The sequence below is a fragment of the Streptomyces sp. SAS_281 genome (assembly GCF_052542855.1).
On record NZ_JBMNDO010000057.1, the window covers coordinates 26,685 to 48,359 of the forward strand.

Genomic DNA, 21,675 nt, shown 5'->3' on the forward strand with positions numbered 1-21,675 from the left:
GTTACTTGACGGCCTTCATTGCGGCGACGAACTGCTCGGGCGTGGACTTGCCGGCGAACAGCTTGCTGATCTCGGTGAGCAGCGGGGTGGCGATCTTGGACTCCAGGGCCTGGTCCCAGGACAGGGTGAAGTCGGGGGCCTTCTGGACCATCTCGTACTGGTCGGTGGCGAACTTCGGGTTCGGCGATCCGCTCAGCATGGAGGCGGCGTTGGAGGTGGTGGGCACGTCGCCGTTGTCCACGAGGGCCTGCGCGTAGGACTTGGAGGCCATGGCCTTGAGGAAGGCTATGGCCGCGTCCTTGTGCTTGGTCCGGGCGTTCACCGACCAGTAGTTGGTGGGGTTGCCCACCACGTCGGCCGGGTCGCCGACGCCGCCGGTGACGGTCGGGAAGTTCGTCCAGCCGAGGTTCTTCTTGGCGAACTCGGGCGCCTTGCCGAGCTGGGTGGAGTACTCCCACGAGCCCATCAGGTGCATGGCCGCCTTGCCCTTGTTGAGCAGGGTGGGCGCACCGCCGTTTCCGTAGTCGACGGAGTTGAAGTTCTTGCCGAAGGCGCCGTCGTCGACGAGCTGCTTGACGGTCTGGGCGGTCTTCAGGACGGCCGGGTCGCCCCAGGCGGAGCTGTCACCGTTCTGGATCTTGCGGAAGACGTCGGGGCCGCCGATCCGGTCGAGCAGGTACTCCAGCCACATCAGCTCGGGCCACTTGTCGGAGCCGCCGAGGGCGAACGGCGTGATGCCCTTGCCCTTGAAGGTCTTGATGGCCTGCTGCAGGTCCTCCCACGTCTTGGGGACCGTGACGTTGTTGTCGGCGAAGAGGGCCTTGTTGTAGAAGAGCATCACGGGCTGCATACCGCGCATCGGGACGCCGTAGACCTTCCCGTCGAGGCTGCCGGCCGTGACGATCGACGGCAGGAAGCCGTCCTTCAGGGTGGCGTCGCTCTTGAACGTCGAGGTGAGGTCGACCAGCTGGTTCGCGTCGACGTACGGCTTGATGGAGCCGCCGCCCCAGTTGAAGAAGATGTCGGGGGCGCTGGGGGATCCCATGGCGCTGCGAAGCTTGTTGACGTAATCGGTACCGGGCACCGAGACGAGCTTGACCTTGACGTCGGAGGTCTTGTTGAACTCCTTGACCGCCGCCTGCTGCACCTTCACCGCGTCGTCGCCGTAGACGTACGCGGTCAGCGTGCCGCCACCGCCGCTGCCGCTGTCGCTGTCCGATCCGCAACCCGCCAGGACTCCCGCCATGACCATGGCCGCACCGGCGGCGGTCCATCTCGCCGCGCGCTTGCCCTGAGTGAAAATTCCCGACCGCATGACCGCACCTCTGTCGAATCTTTCGGAGTTGCTTGCGAATGTTGCCGGAACCGTACGGTTGGGTTTCCGGCCAGTCAAGAGGTCGCGGACAGCGAATTTTTCGCCGGGGCTCTCGCCGCCGATGGGCCGCCGGGCGGTTACGATTCGCTCTATGAGCCCCGCAAACGTCCAGTCACATCAGGAGAATGCGCCTGCCGCAGCGCCGTCGGACGGCACTGCCACGCTGGCGGAAATCGCCCGAGCGGCCGGAGTCTCGGCTCCGACAGTTTCGAAGGTGCTGAACGGGCGTGCCGATGTCGCGCCCGGTACGCGCACCAAGGTCGAGGAGCTGCTGCTCCAGCACGGCTACCGCCGCAGACGCGGCTCGACCACGCAGTCGCAACTCATCGACCTGGTCTTCCACGAGCTGGACAGCGCGTGGGCCATGGAGGTCGTACGCGGGGTGGAGAACGTCGCACGCGAGGAGGGCCTGAGCCTGGTCCTCTCGGAGAGCGCGGGCCGCCTCAGCCCCGGGCAGACCTGGGTCGACGGAGTACTGGCCCGCAGGCCGGTCGGGGTCATCCTGGTCCTGTCCGACCTCACCGCCGCCCAGCGCGCGCAGCTCACCAGCCGCAGCATCCCGTACGCGGTGGTCGACCCGGCCGGAGACCCCGGCGACGACATCCCGTCGGTCGGCACGACGAACTGGCAGGGCGGCCTGGCCGCGACCCGCCACCTCACCGGCCTGGGCCACCGCAGGATCGGCGTGGTCAGCGGACCGTCCCGGATGATGTGCAGCAGGGCCCGGGTGGACGGCTACCGGGCCGCCCTGGAGACGGCGGGCATCCCGATCGACCAGTCACTGATCCGCGAGGGCGAGTTCTCGCACGAGGCGGGGTACGCGGCCGGGATGGAGCTGCTGCGCTCGGCGGACCGGCCGACCGCCGTCTTCGCCGGCAACGACCTCCAGGCGCTCGGCGTGTACGAGGCGGCGCGCGAGCTGGGTCTGCGCATCCCGGAGGACCTGAGCGTCGTGGGCTTCGACGACCTGCCGCTCACCCGCTGGATCGGCCCGCCGCTGACCACGGTGCGCCAGCCCCTGATCGAGATGGCCGAGACGGCCGCCCGGCTGGTCCTCGACCTGGGCCGGGGCCGGCAGCCCGCCACGACCCGGGTGGACCTGGCGACGAATCTGGTGGTCCGCAGCAGCACGGCCCCGCCCTGCCGCTGAGGGCCCGCCCGGACCGGGACACCCCGGGCCGTGGTCCGGGCCGCTGTCAGTGCCGGGGTGCAGACTGACCGATATCCGGCACAACGGCGTTTCGGGAGGTTCGGTCATGACCGGGGTACTGCTTACCGTGGGCACCCGCAAGGGGCTCTTCATCGGCCGCAGGCGCGGCGGTGCATGGGAGTTCGAGGGCCCGCATTTCAACGCCCAGGCGATCTACTCGGTCGCCATCGACACCCGGGGCGGCCGGCCCCGGCTGCTGGTCGGCGGGGACAGCGCGCACTGGGGCCCGTCCGTCTTCCACTCCGACGACCTGGGTGCGAGCTGGGTCGAGCCGAAGACCCCGGCGGTGAAGTTCCCCGAGTTCACCGGGACCTCGCTGGAGCGGGTGTGGCAGTTGCAGCCGGCGGGGCCCGAGGCGCCCGGCGTGGTCTACGCGGGCACGGAACCGGCCGCGCTCTTCCGGTCCGAGGACGGCGGCGGGTCCTTCGAGCTGGTGCGCCCGCTGTGGGAGCACCCGACGCGTTCGCGGTGGGTGCCCGGCGGAGGCGGAGAGGGGCTGCACACGATCCTGACCGACGAGCGGGACGCGCGCGCCGTGACGGTCGCGGTCTCCACCGCCGGGGTGTTCCGGACCTCCGACGGCGGAGCGAGCTGGGCCCCGGCCAACAAGGGGGTCTCGGCGGTCTTCCTGCCCGACCCGGACCCGGAGTTCGGCCAGTGCGTGCACAAGGTCAGCCGGGACGCGGCCGACCCGGACCGCCTCTACCTCCAGAACCACTGGGGCGTCTTCCGCAGTGACGACGCCGGGGGCAACTGGACGGACATCGGGGCGGGCCTGCCCTCGGACTTCGGCTTCGCCGTGGCCGCCCACCCGCACCGGGCGGACACCGCGTACGTCTTCCCCATCAACGCCGACGCCGACCGGGTGCCCGCCGAGCACCGCTGCCGGGTCTACCGGACCACCGACGCGGGCGCCCACTGGGAGCCGCTGTCGGCGGGCCTGCCCGAGAGCGCGCACTACGGCACGGTGCTGCGTGACGCGCTCTGCACGGACGACGCGGACCCGGCCGGGGTGTACTTCGGCAACCGCAACGGCGAGTTGTACGCGAGCGCGGACGACGGGGACAGCTGGGAGCAGCTCGCCTCCCATCTCCCGGACGTGCTGTGCGTGCGGGCGGCGGCGGTCGAGGTGTGAGTCCTGCGGAATTCTCCTACGGAAGCCGCCAGTCGACCGGCTGGGCGCCCTGGGCGACGAGCAGTTCATTGACCCGGCTGAACGGCCTGGAGCCGAAGAAGCCGCGGTCGGCGGACATCGGGGAGGGGTGGGCGGACTCGATGGCCGGCAGGTCGCCGAGCAGGGGCCGCAGATTGTGGGCGTCGCGGCCCCAGAGCACGGACACCAGCGGCTTGCCCCGGGCGGCCAGGGCGCGGATGGCCTGTTCGGTGACCTCCTCCCAGCCCTTGCCGCGGTGGGCGCCGGGCGAACGGGGCGCGGTGGTCAGCGCCCTGTTCAGCAGCAGCACGCCCTGACGGGTCCACGGGGTCAGGTCGCCGTTCGACGGCCGGGGCAGGCCGAGGTCGGCGTTGAGCTCGCGGTAGATGTTCTCCAGACTGCCCGGCAGCCTGCGGACGTCCGGGGCAACCGCGAAGCTCAGCCCGATCGCCATCCCCGGTGTGGGATAGGGGTCCTGACCGACGATCAGGACCCGTACGTCCTCGAAGGGCTGCTGGAACGCGCGCAGCACGTTCGCCCCGGAGGGGAGGTAGGTGCGGCCGGCCGCGACCTCCGCGCGCAGGAAATCACCCATCGCGGCGATGCGCCCCGCCACGGGGGCCAGGGCGTCGGCCCAGCCGGGCTCGACTACTTCGTTCAACGGTCGCGCTGTCACGGAAGATCACCCTACCGGCGCAGCGCGGTGCCCCGGGATAGGGTGCTGCCCGTCCCTCACCTCTACGCCCCGGGAGCCGGTCCATGACGCCACACCGACAACCGGGCGCCTTGGTACTCGGCGTGGATTCGGGCGGCTCCGGGCTCCGGGTGGCGCTGGGGACGGCGGAGGCCGACGCCCCGCCGGCCACCGTCACGTGCGGGGGTCCGGTGCGCACGGGACCGCGCGGCATCGACGCCGCGCACCTCCTGGGGCAGGTGCTGCCCGCCGTACGCGGCCTGCTCGACGAGCACGTCCCCGGCGGGCGGATCACCGCCGCGGCGGTCGGCGCCGCGGGGATGGCCACGCTCGGCGACGAGCTGCGCGCCGAACTGCCGGGCGCTCTGGCGGACGCGCTGGGGGTGCGCCGGATCGCGCTGGCGGCGGACGCGGTGACCGCGTACGCCGGGGCGGTCGGGCAGCGGCCCGGCGTGGTGGTGGCCGCCGGCACCGGGCTGATCGCACTGGGCACGGACCTGACACGGTGGCGGCGGGCGGACGGCTGGGGGCATCTGCTGGGCGACAGCGGGGGCGGTGCCTGGATCGGGCGGGCCGGGCTCGACGCCGCGATGCGCGCGTACGACGGAAGGCGCGGCGGTTCACCCGCGCTGCTGGCCCGGCTGGAAGCGGTGTTCGGGCCGCCTCAGGAGCTGCCCGGTCTGCTCTACCCGCGCGCCGACCGGCCCGCGCTGCTGGCCTCGTTCGCACCGGAGGTGGCCGCGTGCGCGGACCGCGATCCGGTCGCCGAGGGCATCCTGCGGGGAGCCGCCGCACACATCGCGGAGGCGGCCGCGGCGGTGTGCCCGGAGGCGGAGGCGGACGAGGACGCCTGCGAAGTCGCTCTGACGGGCGGGCTGTTCCGGATGGGCGAACCGTTGCTCGTACCGCTGCGCGAGGAGCTGGCGCGACTGCTGCCCCGGGCACGGGTCGTCCCCGGTTCGGGTGATCCCCTGATCGGTGCGCTGCGTATCGCCCAGGCCCTGGACACCGGAGGGCTCAGGCTGCCGCACCACCCGACGCTGCTCTGCCTTCCGGCTCCCGGGCCCGTGGCGTAGGGTGCGGGGCGGACGGACGGCCGCACCGGATCAGGGCAGTCGGCCGGTAAGCCGCCGATCGGATAAAAGCGGACAGAGGCCGCTCGACCGGACCCTCCCCGCGCAGGGCGCCGTCCAAAACCAGTAGCATGCGGCGCCATGAGCACCCCCACTGGGCCCGCTTCCGGCCTGCCTGTACGAATGCCGCGACCTCGCCAGTCCGGACGGCACCGCCGCCCGGAGCCCGTGGTCGCACCCGAGGGCGCTGCCGCGCTCGTTCTCGCCGTCCCCGGTACCCCCTCCTCGACGAGCCGCGCTCTGGCCGAAGAGGTCATCAGCATCGCCCGTTCCGAGCTTCCCGGTCTGAACGCCCTGATCGGTTACGTGGACGGGGACGACGCCGAGTACCCGGCGCTGGCCTCCGTGATCGCGCATTCCGCCGCCGAGCGCACCGCGCGCTACGAGCAGGCGCTGGCCGTGGGCCGTGAGGTCGCCGAGCCCGAGGGCCCGGCCGCCGTGGTGGTCCCGCTGCTCGCGGGCCCGGACAGCTCGCTGGTGCAGCGGATACGTCAGGCGATCACCGGCAGCGAGGCCCCGGCGGAGCTGACCGACGTGCTCGGCCCGCACCCGCTGCTGGCCGAGGCGCTGCACGTGCGGCTGTCGGAGGCCGGGCTGGCCCGCGCGGACCGGGCCAGGCTCTTCACGGTGGCGACGGCCGCCGACGGAATCGTGCTCGCCACGGTGGGCGGCGAGGAGGCCGTGCAGGCGGCGGGGATCACGGGCATGCTGCTCGCGGCCCGGCTCGCGGTGCCGGTGATGGCCGCCGCGCTCGACGTGGAGGGTTCGGTCGCCGCGATCGCCGATCAGCTGAAGGGCTCCGGCTCGCTCCAGCTGGCCGTGGCGCCGTACCTGGTGGGCCCGGAGGTGGCGGAGGGCCTGCTGGACGCCGCGGCCAAGGAGGCCGGCTGCGCGAGCGCGGAGCCGCTGGGCGCGTACCCGGCGATCGGCAGGCTGGTCCTCTCGATGTACACGTCGGCCCTCGGGATCGTTCCCCCGGTGGCCCAGGGGGCGCAGGCCCGCTGATTCTTCGGCATGCGTGAGGCCCCGGCCCGGACGGCAGTCCGGGCCGGGGCCTCACCCGTTTTCAGCCGAAGACCACGCAGGACGCCGCCGGGGCGTCCAGGGTGCCCCCGTGGGCCGGGACACCGGTCTCCGGGTCGACGGTGAACCAGGCGACGTTCCCGCTGCGCTCATTGGCCGCGTAGAGCCGGCGCCCGGCCGGGTCCAGGGCGAGGTCGCGGGGCCAGTGCCCGCCGCAGCCCACGGTCGTGACCAGGGACGGCTTCTCACCGGTCGCGTCGAGCGCGAGGACGGAGATGCTGTCGTGGCCCCGGTTGGCAGCCCACACGAACCGGCCGTCGTGGGAGACGACGACCTCGGAGGCGTAGCTCTCGACGGCCACGCCCTCGGGCAGCACCGGGACCTCGCCGACCGGTTCCAGGACGCCTGTGGCGGCGTCCCAGCGGCACACGGTGAGCGTGGGTTCCAGCTCGTTCAGCACGTAGGCGTGGCGGCCCGAGGGGTGGAAGGCCAGGTGGCGCGGGCCGGTGCCGGGGCGCAGGGCCGTCTCGCCGTGCGGGCGCAGCACGCCGGTGGCCGGGTCGGCCGCGCAGACCCGCACCGAGTCGGTGCCGAGGTCGACGCTGAGCAGCCAGGCCCCGGAGGGGTCGGGCAGCACCTGGTGGGCGTGCGGGCCCTCCTGGCGGTCCGCGACCGGTCCGCCGCCCTCGTGCGCGAGAACCGCGGCGACCGGGCCGAGGGTGCCGTCCCCGGCGACGGGCAGCACGCTGACGCTGCCGGAGCCGTAGTTCGCGGTGACCAGGTGGCCGGCCGCGAGGGCGAGGTGGGTGGGGCCGTCGCCGTCCACCGCCCGGACCTCGCCGAGCGGACGGGGGTCGTCCGTGCTGACGTCGAGAGCCGCCGCACCACCCGGCTCGGTCTCGCTGACCGCGTAGAGAACCGTGCCGCCGGGGCCGAGTGCCAGGTAGGAGGGGTCGGGCACGGCGTCCGTGGCCCCCAGGACGGTGAGCGCGCCGGTCTCCGCGTCCACGGCGGCGACGGTGACGCCCCGTCCGCCCGCCGAGGTGAACGACCCGATGAATGCCCGTCCCGCTCCGTTGCTGCTGTCCACCGCTGCTCCTCCCCGCCGGCTGTGCGCGGCGGACGTGGCCGTCGTGATCTTTCGCCGCGACGGTAGCAGTGCGACAGTGCGGTCTAGACCAAGGGTGCCGGGTCGGGCCCGTGCCCGGACGCGGTCAGGCCGTGACCAGGGGGGCGCTCGGCGGGCTGTGCAGCGGCGCGGCGAGTTCGGCGAGGGCGCGTTCCAGGCTGTGCAGATGGGCGAGGGCGGGTTCGGTGGCGGCGAGGTGCGCCGGGACGGCGGACGCGACGGCCGTGCGGCCGGTCAGCGCCTCCACCGCGTTCTCGACGCGCCAGCAGGCGGCGGCGAGCCGGGCGTCGTGGGACGCCTCCGGGTCGGCGGCCACCGAGGCGAGGCCCCGCACCTCGCGGGCGCACTCGTCGAGGAGGGCCAGCACGTGTCCGGCCCGGGCCCGGCGGGCGCGGAGCGGGCTCAGCGGGTGGACCAGCGGGGCGAGCGAGAGGCGGACGCGTCCGAGGAGCGCCTCCAGCTCCGCGACGCGCGGGGCCGGGTCGGCGGTGGCGGAGCCGGAGAGCCGGGCGGCGGCCTCCTCGGTGCAGGCGTGCACGCAGCGCAGGGCGCGCTGGATCCAGGCGTCGGTCGTGGCGTGCGTGGTGACGGGCAGGACGCACAGCACCGCGAGCATCGCCCCGAGCGCGCCGACGGCGGTCTCGCCGAGCCGCAGGGCGAGCAGCCCGGGGTCGAGCACGCCCAGCGAGCCGTAGAGCGCGCCGGCCATGACCGTCACCGAGAGCATCATCCAGGTGTAGGAGACCGCGGCCGTGTAGAAGATCCCGAACACCCCGGCGGCGACGACGAGGGCGGTCGGCACGGGCGCCCCGTGCAGCGGGACGACGACGGCGAGGCCGACCGGGATGCCGATGAGGGTGCCCAGCACCCGGCGGAAGCCGCGGACCAGGGTCTCGCCGCGCGAGGCGGTGTTCACGAAGACCCACCAGGTGGCGCCGACAGCCCAGTACCAGCGCTGGTCGGACATCAGCTGCCCGGCCATGAGCGCGACCGCTCCGCCGGTGACCGCCTGGACGGCCTGGCGGGTGGTGACCCTGGCCAGACCGGTGCCGGAGGGCGGCGGAACGGGTGCGGCGGGGGCGGTCAGCCGGCGTTCGTAGCACCAGAGGCCGAAGCGGACGGCCGAAGCCGAGAGCAGGGACAGGGCGACGGCGGAGTAGAGCGCGGGCAGCTGCCCGGGCAGCGTGTGGAGGAACTGCGTGGTGAAGAACGCCATGAAGGCGAAGATGCCGAGCGAGTGCCCGCGCGGCCCCCACCGCCTCGCGTAGACCCCCGCCCCCATGACCGCGAGGAACGCGGTGTCGCGGGCGAGCGGGTGATCGTGGAGTACGGCGGCGAGCGCGAGTACGGGGAAGCCGACGGCGGGCAGCAGCGCGGTGGTGACCGCCTGACCCCGGACCGTGGGGTCGGTCACGGTGAACAGGGCGAGCAGCGCGGCCAGGCCGCCGGTGATGGCCGCCACGAGCGAGTGGCCGACGAGCCCGCACACCACGACGGCGAGTCCGATGCCGAGCACCGCGCGGGACGCGAAGCGCAGGCGCAGCCGTCCCGGGTCCCGGGCCACGAACGCTTTCCTCAGCACTGCCGCTCCCCCACTCCGATTCACCGGCTCTCCCTCCAGGCACGAAAAAGGCGCCGCGGAGGTCCGCAGCGCCATCGACGGATACATCAGACCATCCGGAGGGCGGTTGGCTCAAATTGAACTCGATCCGCTGGGCCATTGGCCTACTTCACCGCCCATCTGGAGGACCAGTCACCAGCCAACGGACCAGCACCACCGGGGAGCCGGCCCACGACCCGCCTTTCCTTGGTCTAGACATGTCAAATTGCCATCGCTACGCTCACCCTTGGTCTAGACCGCAGCACTCTCCGGACATCACCCCACATCTCCAGGAGCGACGTATGCGCCAAAGGATCACTTCGTTACTGGCCGGGCTGGCGGTCGCCGGTGCGGCCCTGCTGGCCACCTCGGCCCCGGCCCAGAGCCACGGCTACACCGACTCCCCCATCAGCCGGCAGCAGCTCTGCGGGATCGGCACCGTCAAGCGCTGCGGGCAGATCCAGTGGGAGCCCCCGAGCGTCGAGGGCCCGAAGGGCTTCCCCACCCGGGGCCCCGCCGACGGCCACATCTGCTCGGGCGGCATCGGCCGCTTCTCCGAGCTGGACGACCCCCGCGGCGGCGCCTGGCCCGCCACCAAGGTCACCGCCGGCCAGAACTACACGTTCAACTGGCGGATCGAGGCGCGGCACGCCACGACCGACTTCCGCTACTACATCACCAAGGACGGCTACGACCCCGCCAAGCCGCTCACCCGGGCCGACCTGGAGACGCAGCCGTTCCTCACGGTGCCCTTCGGCGGACGGCTGCCCGGCTCGACGGTCAGCCACTCCGGCGTACTGCCGCAGAAGTCCGGCAAGCACCTGATTCTCGGCGTGTGGACGATCGCCGACACCGGCAACGCGTTCTACGCCTGCTCCGACGTGCAGTTCTGACCGTCCGGTCCGTGCCCCGCGCCACCCGCCCGTGCGCGGGGCACATCCGGCCGGGACGGTGACGCGCGGCCCGCCGCGCACGGAGGCCGTTGATACAGTCGCTGGCCCCCGGAGGACGCACCGAAAGAGGCCGGCGAAGCATGGCGGTGGACGCGCTCGACACCCGTATCCTGCGGCTGCTCATCGAGCAGCCGCAGACGAGCGTGCGCGAGTACGCACGCATCCTGTCCATCGCCCGGGGCACCCTCCAGGCACGCATCGACCGGCTGGAGCGGGACGGCGTGATCACCGGGAGCGGCCCCTTCCTCTCCCCCGCCGCACTCGGCCACCCCGTCCTCGCCTTCGTGCACCTGGAGGTCACGCAGGGCCACCTGGACGAGGTGGGCGACGCGCTCGCCGCCGTGCCCGAGATCATCGAGGCGTTCTCGACCACGGGCGGCGGCGACCTGCTGACCCGGGTGGTCGCCCGGGACAACGGGCACCTGGAGGACGTCATCCAACGGCTCATCCGACTGCCCGGCGTGGTCAGGACCCGGACCGAGGTCGCCCTGCGCGAACGCGTGCCGCACCGGCTGCTTCCCCTCGTCGAATCGCTGGGCGGCGCCGCCCGTTGAGGAGGGCCGGTCGTACGGGGTCCGCGCGCCGGATATCCTGATCTTGCCGCGCTCCCCCCACCCCGCTCTCGCCCCGGCGAGGCCGTCGCCGCGGCAGTCGAAGCGGTCCTCGGTCCGGGCCGTGCGAGGCCGGGCTATCGAGATTGGTGTGCACAGGTGCTGGTTGCTGGTCGGTACCGGCTGATATCCGCCATCGGCCGGGGCGGGATGGGTGAGGTCTGGCGGGCCACCGACGAAATCCTCGGCCGTGCCGTCGCCGTGAAGCTGCTCCTCGGCGAACACGCCGACGAGTCGGCCACCGCCCGGTTCCGCCTGGAGGCCCAGACCGCCGCCCGACTGAGCCACCCTCATCTGGTGGCCGTCTTCGACTTCGGGGCCTGGGAGAACCGGCTCTTCCTCGTGATGGAGCTGGTCGAGGGCCGGAGCCTCGCGGATCTGCTGCTGGCCCAGGAGAGGCTGGGCCCCGAACAGGCCGCCCACATCGCGGGGCAGGCCGCCGCCGGGCTGGCCGCCGCGCACCGCCAGGGCATCGTCCACCGCGACATCAAGCCCGGAAACCTCATGCTGGACGGCGAAGGCACCGTCAAGATCGGGGACTTCGGCATCGCGCAGTTCGTGGACGACCCGTCCGCCGCGCTGACGACGACGGGCCAGATCGTCGGTACGAGCCTCTACCTCGCCCCGGAACGGGCGCTCGGCCGCACGGCCGACGCCGCGTCCGACATGTACTCGCTCGGCTGTGTCGTCTACCAACTGCTGCTCGGCGAGCCGCCGTTCCGCTCGGACACCGCGACGGCCACCCTGTACCAGCACGTGGACACGCCTCCGGTGCCGCTGCGCCGCCGCGGCGTGGACGTCCCCGCCGCCTTCGACACGTACCTGCTCGGCCTCCTCGCCAAGCAGCCGGAGGAGCGGCCCACCGCCCAGCAGGTCGCCGACTGGTTCCACAGCGACGCCTGGCGGGGCCGGCCGGAACCGCTGCCGCCGCACCACCCGGAGCCCGCTCGGGCGCCCGCCCCCGCACACTTCCCCGCCGCGCCCGCCCCACTGCCCGGAGCGGACTCCGGTGCGCCGACGACGTACCGGCTGCCGCAGGCAGCGGCGGGGCAGGGGACCGTTCACGGACCTGGCGGGCACGGACGGCGTGCGGCGGCCCGGACCGGGAAGGGCCGGCGGCGGACCGCCGGCGAGGCGATCCGGCGCCGGCCCAGGGTGGCCAGCGCCATCGCGGGTGCGATCGCCTTCCTGGCGGCCGTGTTCCTGGGGATGAGCCTGTTCTCCGGGCGGTGACTACCAGCGGTCGTGGACCGTCGCGCGGAACCGCCGGTCGTAGAGGTCGCGCACCGCGTCCAGCGTGCTCTGCGGAAGCGGCGCGAGCGCGGCGGCGGCCGCGTTGGACCGTGCCTGCTCCGTCGAGCGGGCGCCGGGGATGACGCTGGTGACGCCCGGCTGCTGGATGATCCAGCGCAGCGCCGTCTGCGCCGAGGTCGCCCCCTCGGGGGCCAGCGCGGCGAACTCGCCGGCGGCCGCCACACCCGTTCCGTAGTCGACGCCGGAGAAGGTCTCGCCCTGGTCGAACGCCTCGCCGTGCCGGTTGAAGGTGCGGTGGTCCTCGGGTGCGAAGACGGTGTCCGCGGTGTACTTGCCCGAGAGCAGACCGGAGGCCAGCGGCACCCGGGCGATGATGCCCACCCCGGCCGCCCGCGCCGCCGGCAGGACCTCGTCCAGCGGCTTGAGGCGGAACGGGTTCAGGATGATCTGGACGCTCGCCACCCCCGGGCGGGCGATGGCCGTCAGTGCCTCGGCGCACGTCTCGACGCTGACCGCGTAGGCCGCGATCCGCTGCTCGGCCACGAGCGTGTCCAGCGCGTCGTACACCTCGTCGGAGGAGTAGACCGCGGTGGGCGGGCAGTGCAGCTGTACGAGGTCGAGAGTGTCGACGCCCAGGTTGGCGCGGGAACGGTCGTTCCAGGCGCGGAAGTTGTCCAGGACGTAGTTCTCGGGCACCTGGTCGACGCGGCGGCCCATCTTGGTCGCCACGAAGATCCCGGCGTCGGGCCGCTCCTTCAGATAGCGGCCGATGAGCTGTTCGCTCCGGCCGTCCCCGTAGACGTCCGCCGTGTCGAAGAAGGTGACCCCCGCTTCGGCGGCGGCGTCGAGCACTCCGAGGGCGTCCTCCTCGCGGACCTCGCCCCAGTCCCCGCCGAGTTGCCAGGTGCCCAGTCCGACGACCGACACGTTGCGTCCGGTCCTGCCCAGTTCGCGCTGTTCCATGGGGATCATGCTACGTCCGCCCCGGCGGCCTGCCCGAGCGCGGTGAGGCGTGCCATCTCCTCGTCGGTCAGCCGCAGGGCACCGGCCGCCACGTTGTCCTCCAGGTGGGCGGGGTTGCCGGTGCCCGGGATGGCCAGGACGTGCGGGCCCTGCTGGAGGGTCCAGGCCAGCCGGACCTGGGCGGGCGAGGCGCCGTGGGCGCGGGCCACGTCGGTCAGCGCCTCGTGCTCGGCGACGGCCCCGGCCTCGCGGCCGGCGCCCGCGATGGCGTAGAAGGGGACGAAGGCGATGCCCAGTTCACCGCACAGGTGCAGGACCTCCTGGGAGTCGCCGCGCCGCTCGCCGATGCCGTAGCGGTTCTGCACGCAGACGACGGGTGCGATGGCGCGGGCCTCGGCAATCTGCTCCGGCCAGACGTTGGAGAGGCCCAGGTGGCGGATGAGCCCTTCCTCGCGCAGCTCGGCCAGGGCGCCGAAGAGGTCGGAGACGGGACGGTTGCCGTTCATCCGGAGGTTCACCACGTCGAGGTGGTCGCAGCCGAGCTGACGAAGGTTCTCCTGGACCTGGCCGCGCAGCTGCTCGGGGCGGGCCCAGTCGAGCCAGTCGCCGGAGGGGCCGCGGCCCGGGCCCACCTTGGTGGTGATGACCAGGTCGTCCGGGTAGGGACCGAGCGCCCGGTTGATCAGCTCGTTGGCCGAACGCAGGGGCGAGAAGTAGAAGGCGGCCGTGTCCATGTGGTTCACGCCCAGCTCGACGGCGCGGCGCAGCACCGCGACGGCCCGGTCCCGGTCGTGCGGGGTGCGCTCGTCACTGAGCGCCCGGCCGTTCTGGGTCAGCCGCATGGCGCCGAAGCCCATCCGGTTGACGGTCAGATCACCGAGCCGCCAGGTGCCGGCGGCCGCTGCGGCGAGGGGGTGCGAGGTCAAGGCTGGCGCCTTCCTTGTAGGGCGGGCGAGAAGAGAGGGGACTCATGAGGAGGGTCAGAAATGCTTGCACGTATGCCGGTTCAGTGATATGCTCGCCTCGACAGTTACGTGTAGATCACCGTTCTGGTGAGAGTGCAGGATAACTTCCGCCTCCCCGCCTGTCCATCCCCTTTTTCCGCATGCGCATCCTGCGGCACGCCCGTCCGACTTGACGAGACTTGCCAACTCCCTTGCGGGCGCCCGCAGTTCGTTGACGGGGTCATGACCACATGTGAGTGTTCGGTCGCTCGATCACGGACACCATGAGGAGCCTCGATGAAACGCAGACCGATGACGGCCGGGACGACCCTGGCCGTCCTCGCCGGAATGCTGGTCGCCGTCAGCGGCCCGTCCGCCTCGGCGGACCCCGCACCGCCGCCCGCCCCCAAGGCACTCAACACCGCCGTCTCGGCCGCCGACAAGGCCGCTGCCAGCGGGCTCGACACCCTGGCCAAGGGGCCGGAGGAGCGCTACGAGCGCCGGATGGTCACGCCGTGGGTCAACGGCCTCTACTCCGTCGCGTACGAGCGCACCTACCGCGGCCTGCCCGTCGTCGGCGGGGACGCCGTCGTGGTGGCCGACTCCGAGGGACGGGTACGCGGTTCGCAGTCGGCGGTCTCGCGGCGCATCAACGTGCCCACCACCGCGACCGTCTCGGCGAAGACCGCCGAGGCCGCCTCCCGCAGGCAACTGCGCACGGTGGACAAGGTCGAGAGCCACCGGCTCGTCGTCCGGGCCACCGGCAAGCGCTCCCGGCTGGCCTGGGAGACCGTGCTCACCGGCCGGACCGCGAAGGCGCCCAGCCGGCTGCACGTGTTCGTGGACGCGGGCACCGGCGCCGTCCTCGACAGCTACGACGACGTGCGGGCCGGCACCGGCAGCAGCCAGTGGAACGGGCCGAGTCCGCTCACCATCAACACCACGTCGTCGGGCGGGAGTTACTCGCTCCGCGACCCGAGCCGCACCGGCCTCAGCTGCGCCGACTACAGCACCGGGAGCGTCTTCACCAAGTCCACCGACTCCTGGGGCAACGGCAGCGCCTCCAGCAAGGAGACCGGCTGCGTCGACGTGATGTGGGCGGCCCAGCACGAGTGGGACATGCTGCGCGACTGGCTCGGGCGCAACGGCCACGACGGCAACGGCCGCAGCTGGCCGGTCAAGGTGGGGCTCAACGACGTCAACGCCTACTGGGACGGCTCCACGGTCTCCATTGGCCACAACCAGGCCAACCAGTGGATCGGCGCCATGGACGTCGTGGCCCACGAGTTCGGCCACGGCATCGACCAGTACACACCGGGCGGCGCCAACCACGAGTCGGGGCTCGGCGAGGCCACCGGCGACATCATGGGCGCACTGACCGAGGCGTACACCAACGAGCCCGCCCCGTACGACGACCCGGACTACACCGTCGGCGAGAAGATCAACCTGGTCGGGAACGGGCCGATCCGGGTCATGTACAACCCCGGCCAGATCGGCGACCCGAACTGCTACAGCTCCTCCATACCCAACACCGAGGAGCACGCGGCGGCCGGGCCCCTGAACCACTGGTTCTATCTGCTCGCCGAGGGCTCGAACCCCGGCGGCGGCAAGCCCTCCAGCCCCACCTGCAACAACTCCACGGTCACCGGCGTCGGGATCCAGGACGCCGGCAAGGTGTTCTACGGCGGCATGCTCCTCAAGACCAGCGGCATGACCTACAAGCGATACCGCACGGCCACCCTGACCGCGGCCAAGAACCTCGACGCCACCTGCACCCTGTACAACCGCGCGAAGGCGGCGTGGGACGCGGTCAGCATCCCCACGCAGAGCGGTGAACCCAGCTGCTCGCCGAGCGGCGACAACGACTTCTCGCTGTCCCTGGACCCGGCGTCCGGCTCGGTGAAGCCCGGCAGCTCGGTGACGGCCACCGTGCGTACGACGGTCACCTCCGGCAGCGCCCAGACGGTGAACCTGTCCGCGAGCGGCCTGCCCAGCGGGGTGACCGCCTCGTTCAGCCCGGCCTCGGTGCAGTCCGGCGGCACCTCCGCCATGACCGTGTCGACGACGTCGGCCGCCGCCCCCGGCTCCTACACCTTCACCGTGAAGGGCGCGGGCACCCAGGACCACACCGCGCAGTACACCCTCACCGTCAACGACGGCGGCGGCACGCCCGGCGGCACCCCGCCCGACATCGACGTCGCCAAGGTGCAGGCACACCTCGCACAGTTCAGCACCATCGCCTCGCAGAACGGCGGCAACCGGCGGGCCGGGAGCAGCGGCTACAACGCCTCGCTCTCCTATGTGAAGGGCAAGCTCCAGGCGGCCGGCTACACCGTCACCGAGCAGACCTGCGCCACCTGCACCTACACCGGCACGAACCTCATCGCGGACTGGCCCGGCGGACCCGCCGACAGCACCGTGATGTTCGGCGCGCACCTGGACGGTGTGTCCGCCGGACCCGGCATCAACGACAACGGCTCCGGCTCCGCCACCCTGCTGGAGAACGCGCTCGCGCTCGCCCAGCAGAACCCCACCATGACCAAGCACGTCCGGTTCGCCTGGTGGAACGGTGAGGAGCAGGGCCTCCAGGGCTCCAAGTACTACGTGAGCCAGCTGAGTTCGGCACAGCGCAGCGCCATCACCGCCTACTACAACTTCGACATGGTGGCCTCGGTCAACGGCGGCTACTTCATCAACAACATCAACTCCGCCGCGTCGGCCCCGATGAAGGCGTATTGGGACTCCCTGGGGCTCGCCCCGGAGGAGAACGTGGAGGGCCAGGGCCGCTCCGACGACTACTCCTTCCAGCAGGCGGGCGTCGCGACCTCCGGGTACGCCACCGGGGCCAGTGACACCAAGACGTCCGGTCAGGCGTCCAAGTGGGGTGGCACGGCGGGCCGTTCGTACGACCCGTGCTACCACTCCTCCTGTGACACCACCGCCAACATCAGCGCCACCGCGCTGAACCGCAGCGCCGACGGGGTCGCGTACACGCTGTGGAAGTCCGCCGTGGGCTCCACCGCGCCCGGCGACGACTTCTCCGTCTCGGTGAACCCGGTCTCGGGCAGCGTCCAGCCGGGCGGCTCGGTCACCGCGACCGTGTCCACGGCCACCACCAGCGGCGACGCTCAGAGTGTGCGGCTGTCGGCGTCCGGTGCGCCGAGCGGTGTGACCGTCTCCTTCTCGCCCACGTCGGTGCAGTCGGGCTCGTCGGCCACGATGACGGTCTCCGCGAGCGCCCAGACCGCGGCGGGTACGTACACGCTCACCGTGACCGGGACCGGGACCGCCACCCACACCACCACCTACTCGCTGGTGGTCGGAGGCGGCGGCAACTGCCAGCCCCGGCAGGTCGTGACCAACGGCGGGTTCGAGAACGGGACCGCGCCGTGGACGCAGACCGACGGTGTGATCAACAACCGGACCTCCGAGAAGCCCGCGCACAGCGGCTCCTACCAGGCGTGGTTCGGCGGCTGGGGCAGCACCCACAGCGACACCGCCACCCAGTCGCTGACCGTACCGGCCGGCTGCTCGTCGTACCGGCTCTCGTTCTATCTGCGCACGGACACCGCCGAGACGCCCGACGGGAACGCGTACGACACGTTCACCGTGAAGCTGGGGTCCCGGACGCTGGCCACGTACTCGAACCTCGATGCGGCCGGGGGCTACGTCCTGCGGACCTTCGATGTCGCGTCGGCCGCCGGGCAGACGGTGACGCTGGGCTTCACCAGTAAGGAGGACGCCTACCTGCAGACCAGCTTCGTCGTGGACGACGTGGCCCTCGACGTGAGCTGACCGCCGGAGGCGTGGGGACGAGGGCGGGGCGTGGACCACACGCCCCGCCCTGCGCTTCAGCGGACGACGGCGGCCAGCCTGCGGACGAAGTCCTCCGTCTCCGCGCACCGGTCGGAGCGGCCGGCCAGCCGCCCGTACAGTCCGCGCAGCTCCTGGCCTAGCAGGGTCGCGGGGTGCACCACGGTGCTGTCCAGGACCGGTCCGGCCACCGCCGCCGCGGCGGCCGGTTCGCCCGCGCAGACGTACGCGTCCGCCGTGCGGGCCAGGAACAGCTTGCGGGCCGAGTGCAGGCCCGGAGGCAGCAGCCGGATCGCGCTGCCGGCCGCGTCCAGGGCGCGCAGCGCGTACCGGCGCTCCCCCGTCGCGGCGGCGAGGTCGCGCAGGGCGCCCGCCGCGCCGGACTCCACCCGCAGGCGCACGGAGGCGACGGAGAGCCAGGGCGCCTCGGCCTCGTCCCGCTCACCGGCCAGATCCATCTGCGACCAGGCCCGGGCGATGTGGTGCAGGGTGCGGTGGGCGTCACCGCGCACCGCGTGGCCGCGTGCCTGGTACAGGTCGCTCATGGCTCCCGCCCAGTGGCGGCCCGCCGCTGCCGGGCGGACGGCCTCGCCGTACGCGAGGGCGGAGGGGCCGTCGCCCTCCAGCCTGGCCAGGGTGCTCATGTCACTGAGCGCCGCGACCCGGACGCCGACGTGGCCGGACATGGCCGCCCACACCAGGGAGCGGTCCAGCCAGGCCATCGCCGTGCCGTTGCGGCCCCACAGGAGCCTGAGACAGCCGGCCGACTGCGCGTACTCGGCGGCCAGCGGAGCGAGTTGGCGCTGGTACGGGGCGGCCGGGAGGGCCATCCAGCGGAGCATCGCGTGCAGGGTGCGCTCGACCACGGCGGTCGCTCCGGGCCAGGCGCGCTCCTCGTCGGCGCGCAGGCAGACGGCGAGCAGCGCGGTCAGGGCGTGCACCGTGTCGGTGTCCAGGGCGGGGTGGCCGGTGCCGTCGTGCCCCGGAGCGCAGAACCGCGCGTGCAGGGCGACGACATCGTCAAGCGCCGGGACCGCGCAGCCGTCGCGCCCGTGCAGCGGGCAGACCAGGCCGTACGCCGGCAGCCGTCCGGGCAGGACGGTGCCCGGGGGCAGCATCGCCGGGAGTTCCCCGCCGGCGGGCTCGCCGGGCAGCGGGTACTGCCGGACCGGGTCGGGCGGGGGTCCGGGCACGGCCGGGGCCGCCGGCGACCGGTCACCCGCCTCGGCCTCCTCGCAGGCGGCGACGAGGTCACCGCCCGCCCGCAGCAGCTGGTCCAGGCGGCGGGCCAGCGGGAGCGGGGTGCGGCGGCTGCCGTGTTCGAGTTTGCTGATGGCGGTGTGGTCGTAGCCGACCCGGGCGCCCACCTGGGCCTGGGTGAGACCGGCCCGCCTGCGCCATCCGCGCAGCCTGGTGCCGAACGCCCGCCATGCCTGGACAGCCCGTGCGTCCGCGGGCGCGGGGCCCGTCGCCTCGGTCACCCCGGGCCTCGTCGCGCCTGGTCAGGGCTGCTTCTCGCGCCACGCTCACGGCTCATGCCCCGGAGAATAGCGACGGGCCGGGCCGCTGTCCCGGGGGCGGGGACAACATGTCCGGTAACAGGCGCGGGGGTTGGCGGCCGAGGGGCCCGCGTGTCCGATCCGCACGCCCGGTGGTTGCGGTGGCAACGATCAGCTCGGCCGCCCTCACTCCCCGTACGCGCCCCGTCATCACCTGAACCGACGGGGCGTCAGCTCGCAGGCGGCAGCACCCGCAAGATGGTCGCAAGGCGGACACTCGTGAGCTTTCCGTCGTCAACTGTTGTTCGCAAGGCCACGTGAACAAGCTGTTGCCGCACACCTATTGACGCGTCGTGAGCCAGGGTGAAGTATCCCCATCGGCCGGAGAGAGCGCTCTCCGGCTTCGTGTCGTGCACCCGTTCCGCGACTCAGGAGACAAGCCCCCATGTATGGACCCCCCTCGCTCCGCAGAACCGCACCTTCGACCGGAAGGAGACGCACCGGCGTACTGGCCGCCGTCGCCGGTCTCGTCGTCTCACTTCTCGCCTTCGTACCCTCCACCGCGGCCAACGCGGCCCCTTCCCTGCTCTCGCAGGGCAAGACGGTGACCACGTCCAGCCAGGAGAGCGCCGGCACCCCCGCCACCGCCGCCGTCGACGGCGACAACGGCACCCGCTGGTCGAGTGCGTTCTCCGACCCGCAGTGACTCAAGGTCGACCTGGGCACCTCCGCCTCGGTCAGCCAGATCGCCCTGAAGTGGGAGGCCGCCTACGCCAAGAGCTACAAGATCGAGTTCTCCACGGACAACAACACGTGGAGCACCGCCTACTCGACCACCACGGGTCCCGGCGGCAACGAGACGCTGAACGTCTCGGGCACCGCCCGCTACGTGCGGCTGACCGGCACCGCCCGAGCCACCGGGTACGGCTACTCGCTGTGGGAGTTCCAGGTGTTCGGCACCACCGGCGGCGACGGGGGCCCGCAGCTCCCGGGCGGCGGTGACCTCGGCCCGAACGTCCTGGTCTTCGACCCGTCGACGCCGGGCATCCAGGCCAAGGTGGACGAGATCTTCCACCAGCAGGAGTCCGCGCAGTTCGGCAACGGCCGCTACGCGCTGCTCTTCAAGCCCGGCACGTACAACAACATCAACGCGCAGATCGGCTTCTACACGTCGATCGCCGGCCTCGGCCTCAAGCCCGACGACACGACGTTCAACGGTGATGTCACCGTGGACGCGGGCTGGTTCAACGGCAACGCCACGCAGAACTTCTGGCGTTCGGCGGAGAACCTGGCGCTGAACCCGGTCAGCGGCACCGACCGCTGGGCGGTCTCGCAGGCCGCGCCGTTCCGCCGGATGCACGTCAAGGGCGGCCTCAACCTCGCCCCCAACGGCTACGGCTGGGCGAGCGGCGGGTACATCGCCGACAGCAAGATCGACGGCCAGGTGGGCCCGTACTCGCAGCAGCAGTGGTACACCCGCGACAGCTCCGTCGGCAGCTGGGGCAACGGCGTCTGGAACATGACGTTCTCCGGCGTCGAGGGCGCTCCGGCGCAGAGCTTCCCCAACCCCCCGTACACCACGCTCCAGAACACCCCGGTCTCCCGGGAGAAGCCGTTCCTCTACCTGGACGGCAACGACTACAAGGTGTTCGCCCCCGCCAAGCGCACCAACGCGCGCGGTGTCTCCTGGAGCGGGACCCCGCAGGGCGAGTCGATCCCGCTGAGCCAGTTCTACGTCGTCAAGCCGGGGGCCACCGCCGCCACCATCAACGCGGCCGTCCAGCAGGGCCTGCACCTGCTGTTCACGCCCGGCATCTACCACGTGAACCAGACGATCAACATCGACCGCGCCAACACCGTCGTGCTGGGCCTCGGCCTCGCCACGATCATCCCCGACAACGGGGTCACCGCCCTCAAGGTCGGTGACGTGGACGGCGTGAAGCTGGCCGGTCTCCTCGTGGACGCCGGACCGCAGAACTCCCAGGTCCTCGTGCAGGTCGGTCCCGAGGGCGCCTCCGCGAGCCACGCGGCCAACCCCACCAGCGTCCAGGACGTGTTCGTCCGGGTCGGCGGCGCGGGCGCCGGCAAGGCGACCACGGGCATGGTGATCAACAGCAACGACACGATCATCGACCACACCTGGCTCTGGCGCGCCGACCACGGCGAGGGCATCGGCTGGGAGACCAACCGCTCCGACTACGGCCTCCAGGTCAACGGCGACAACGTCCTGGCCACCGGACTCTTCGTCGAACACTTCAACAAGTACGACGTCCGCTGGTCCGGCGAGAACGGCAGGACGATCTTCTTCCAGAACGAGAAGG

General features: G+C 72.4%; 15 protein-coding genes and 1 pseudogene. 9 read left to right on the top strand and 7 right to left on the bottom strand.

Going from position 1 to position 21,675, the window contains the following annotated elements; translation table 11 throughout:
- Position 1: 1 nt before the first annotated feature.
- Entirely contained in the window at positions 2-1,252 is a 1,251-nt protein-coding gene (locus ACN6LM_RS21760; protein ID WP_445067057.1) for an extracellular solute-binding protein, read from the bottom strand.
- A gap of 214 nt (positions 1,253-1,466) precedes the next feature.
- Between ACN6LM_RS21760 and ACN6LM_RS21765 the strand changes: the two genes are divergently transcribed.
- Both ACN6LM_RS21765 and ACN6LM_RS21770 read left to right on the top strand, forming a co-directional pair.
- Positions 1,467-2,525 carry a LacI family DNA-binding transcriptional regulator gene (locus tag ACN6LM_RS21765; RefSeq protein ID WP_425811495.1) on the top strand — a complete coding sequence of 353 codons (1,059 nt, stop codon included), beginning with the start codon at positions 1,467-1,469 and terminating at the stop codon, positions 2,523-2,525.
- 106 nt (positions 2,526-2,631) lie between these two features.
- On the top strand, positions 2,632-3,720 hold the full coding sequence (locus ACN6LM_RS21770) for a WD40/YVTN/BNR-like repeat-containing protein (protein ID WP_445067046.1): 1,089 nt from the start codon (positions 2,632-2,634) through the stop codon (positions 3,718-3,720).
- 16 nt (positions 3,721-3,736) lie between these two features.
- Here the strand turns inward: ACN6LM_RS21770 and ACN6LM_RS21775 are convergent, their stop codons facing one another.
- The gene (locus tag ACN6LM_RS21775) at positions 3,737-4,414 is read right to left on the bottom strand and encodes a uracil-DNA glycosylase (RefSeq protein ID WP_445067047.1); all 678 of its coding nucleotides are present in this window, start codon (positions 4,412-4,414) and stop codon (positions 3,737-3,739) included.
- 83 nt (positions 4,415-4,497) lie between these two features.
- Between ACN6LM_RS21775 and ACN6LM_RS21780 the strand changes: the two genes are divergently transcribed.
- On the top strand, positions 4,498-5,508 hold the full coding sequence (locus tag ACN6LM_RS21780; RefSeq protein ID WP_445067048.1) for an N-acetylglucosamine kinase: 1,011 nt from the start codon (positions 4,498-4,500) through the stop codon (positions 5,506-5,508).
- Positions 5,509-5,646: 138 nt separating this feature from the next.
- Positions 5,647-6,570 carry a sirohydrochlorin chelatase gene (locus tag ACN6LM_RS21785; protein ID WP_445067049.1) on the top strand — a complete coding sequence of 308 codons (924 nt, stop codon included), beginning with the start codon at positions 5,647-5,649 and terminating at the stop codon, positions 6,568-6,570.
- Between the two features lie 61 nt (positions 6,571-6,631).
- On the opposite strand, the gene ACN6LM_RS21790 is transcribed toward ACN6LM_RS21785, so the two are convergent.
- A complete protein-coding gene (locus ACN6LM_RS21790; RefSeq protein WP_445067050.1) occupies positions 6,632-7,678 on the bottom strand; it encodes a lactonase family protein in 1,047 nt (348 codons plus the stop codon).
- 124 nt (positions 7,679-7,802) lie between these two features.
- Complete coding sequence (locus ACN6LM_RS21795) at positions 7,803-9,299, bottom strand: FUSC family protein (protein ID WP_445067051.1); 1,497 nt, start codon at positions 9,297-9,299, stop codon at positions 7,803-7,805.
- A gap of 320 nt (positions 9,300-9,619) precedes the next feature.
- Between ACN6LM_RS21795 and ACN6LM_RS21800 the strand changes: the two genes are divergently transcribed.
- The 3 genes from ACN6LM_RS21800 (at position 9,620) to ACN6LM_RS21810 (ending at position 12,114) form a co-directional block, all read left to right on the top strand.
- Entirely contained in the window at positions 9,620-10,210 is a 591-nt protein-coding gene (locus ACN6LM_RS21800) for a lytic polysaccharide monooxygenase auxiliary activity family 9 protein (protein ID WP_445067052.1), read from the top strand.
- A gap of 140 nt (positions 10,211-10,350) precedes the next feature.
- A complete protein-coding gene (locus tag ACN6LM_RS21805) occupies positions 10,351-10,824 on the top strand; it encodes an Lrp/AsnC family transcriptional regulator (protein WP_164398671.1) in 474 nt (157 codons plus the stop codon).
- Between the two features lie 207 nt (positions 10,825-11,031).
- Entirely contained in the window at positions 11,032-12,114 is a 1,083-nt protein-coding gene (locus ACN6LM_RS21810; protein WP_445067058.1) for a serine/threonine-protein kinase, read from the top strand.
- Here the strand turns inward: ACN6LM_RS21810 and ACN6LM_RS21815 are convergent, their stop codons facing one another.
- Together ACN6LM_RS21815 and ACN6LM_RS21820 are read right to left on the bottom strand one after the other, a co-directional pair.
- The gene (locus ACN6LM_RS21815; RefSeq protein WP_445067053.1) at positions 12,115-13,107 is read right to left on the bottom strand and encodes an aldo/keto reductase; all 993 of its coding nucleotides are present in this window, start codon (positions 13,105-13,107) and stop codon (positions 12,115-12,117) included.
- Positions 13,104-14,024 (bottom strand): oxidoreductase, encoded by a 921-nt coding sequence (locus ACN6LM_RS21820; protein WP_445067054.1) that lies wholly within the window; start codon positions 14,022-14,024, stop codon positions 13,104-13,106. The genes ACN6LM_RS21815 and ACN6LM_RS21820 overlap by 4 nt, the downstream gene beginning before the upstream one ends.
- Before the next feature lie 330 nt (positions 14,025-14,354).
- Between ACN6LM_RS21820 and ACN6LM_RS21825 the strand changes: the two genes are divergently transcribed.
- Complete coding sequence (locus ACN6LM_RS21825; protein ID WP_445067059.1) at positions 14,355-17,837, top strand: M28 family peptidase; 3,483 nt, start codon at positions 14,355-14,357, stop codon at positions 17,835-17,837.
- Between the two features lie 56 nt (positions 17,838-17,893).
- Here the strand turns inward: ACN6LM_RS21825 and ACN6LM_RS21830 are convergent, their stop codons facing one another.
- A complete protein-coding gene (locus ACN6LM_RS21830) occupies positions 17,894-19,336 on the bottom strand; it encodes a helix-turn-helix domain-containing protein (protein WP_445067055.1) in 1,443 nt (480 codons plus the stop codon).
- A 463-nt stretch (positions 19,337-19,799) separates the two neighbouring features.
- On the opposite strand from ACN6LM_RS21830, the pseudogene ACN6LM_RS21835 reads away from it, so the two are divergent.
- Positions 19,800-21,675, top strand: a pseudogene (locus ACN6LM_RS21835) (discoidin domain-containing protein); the annotation flags it as partial.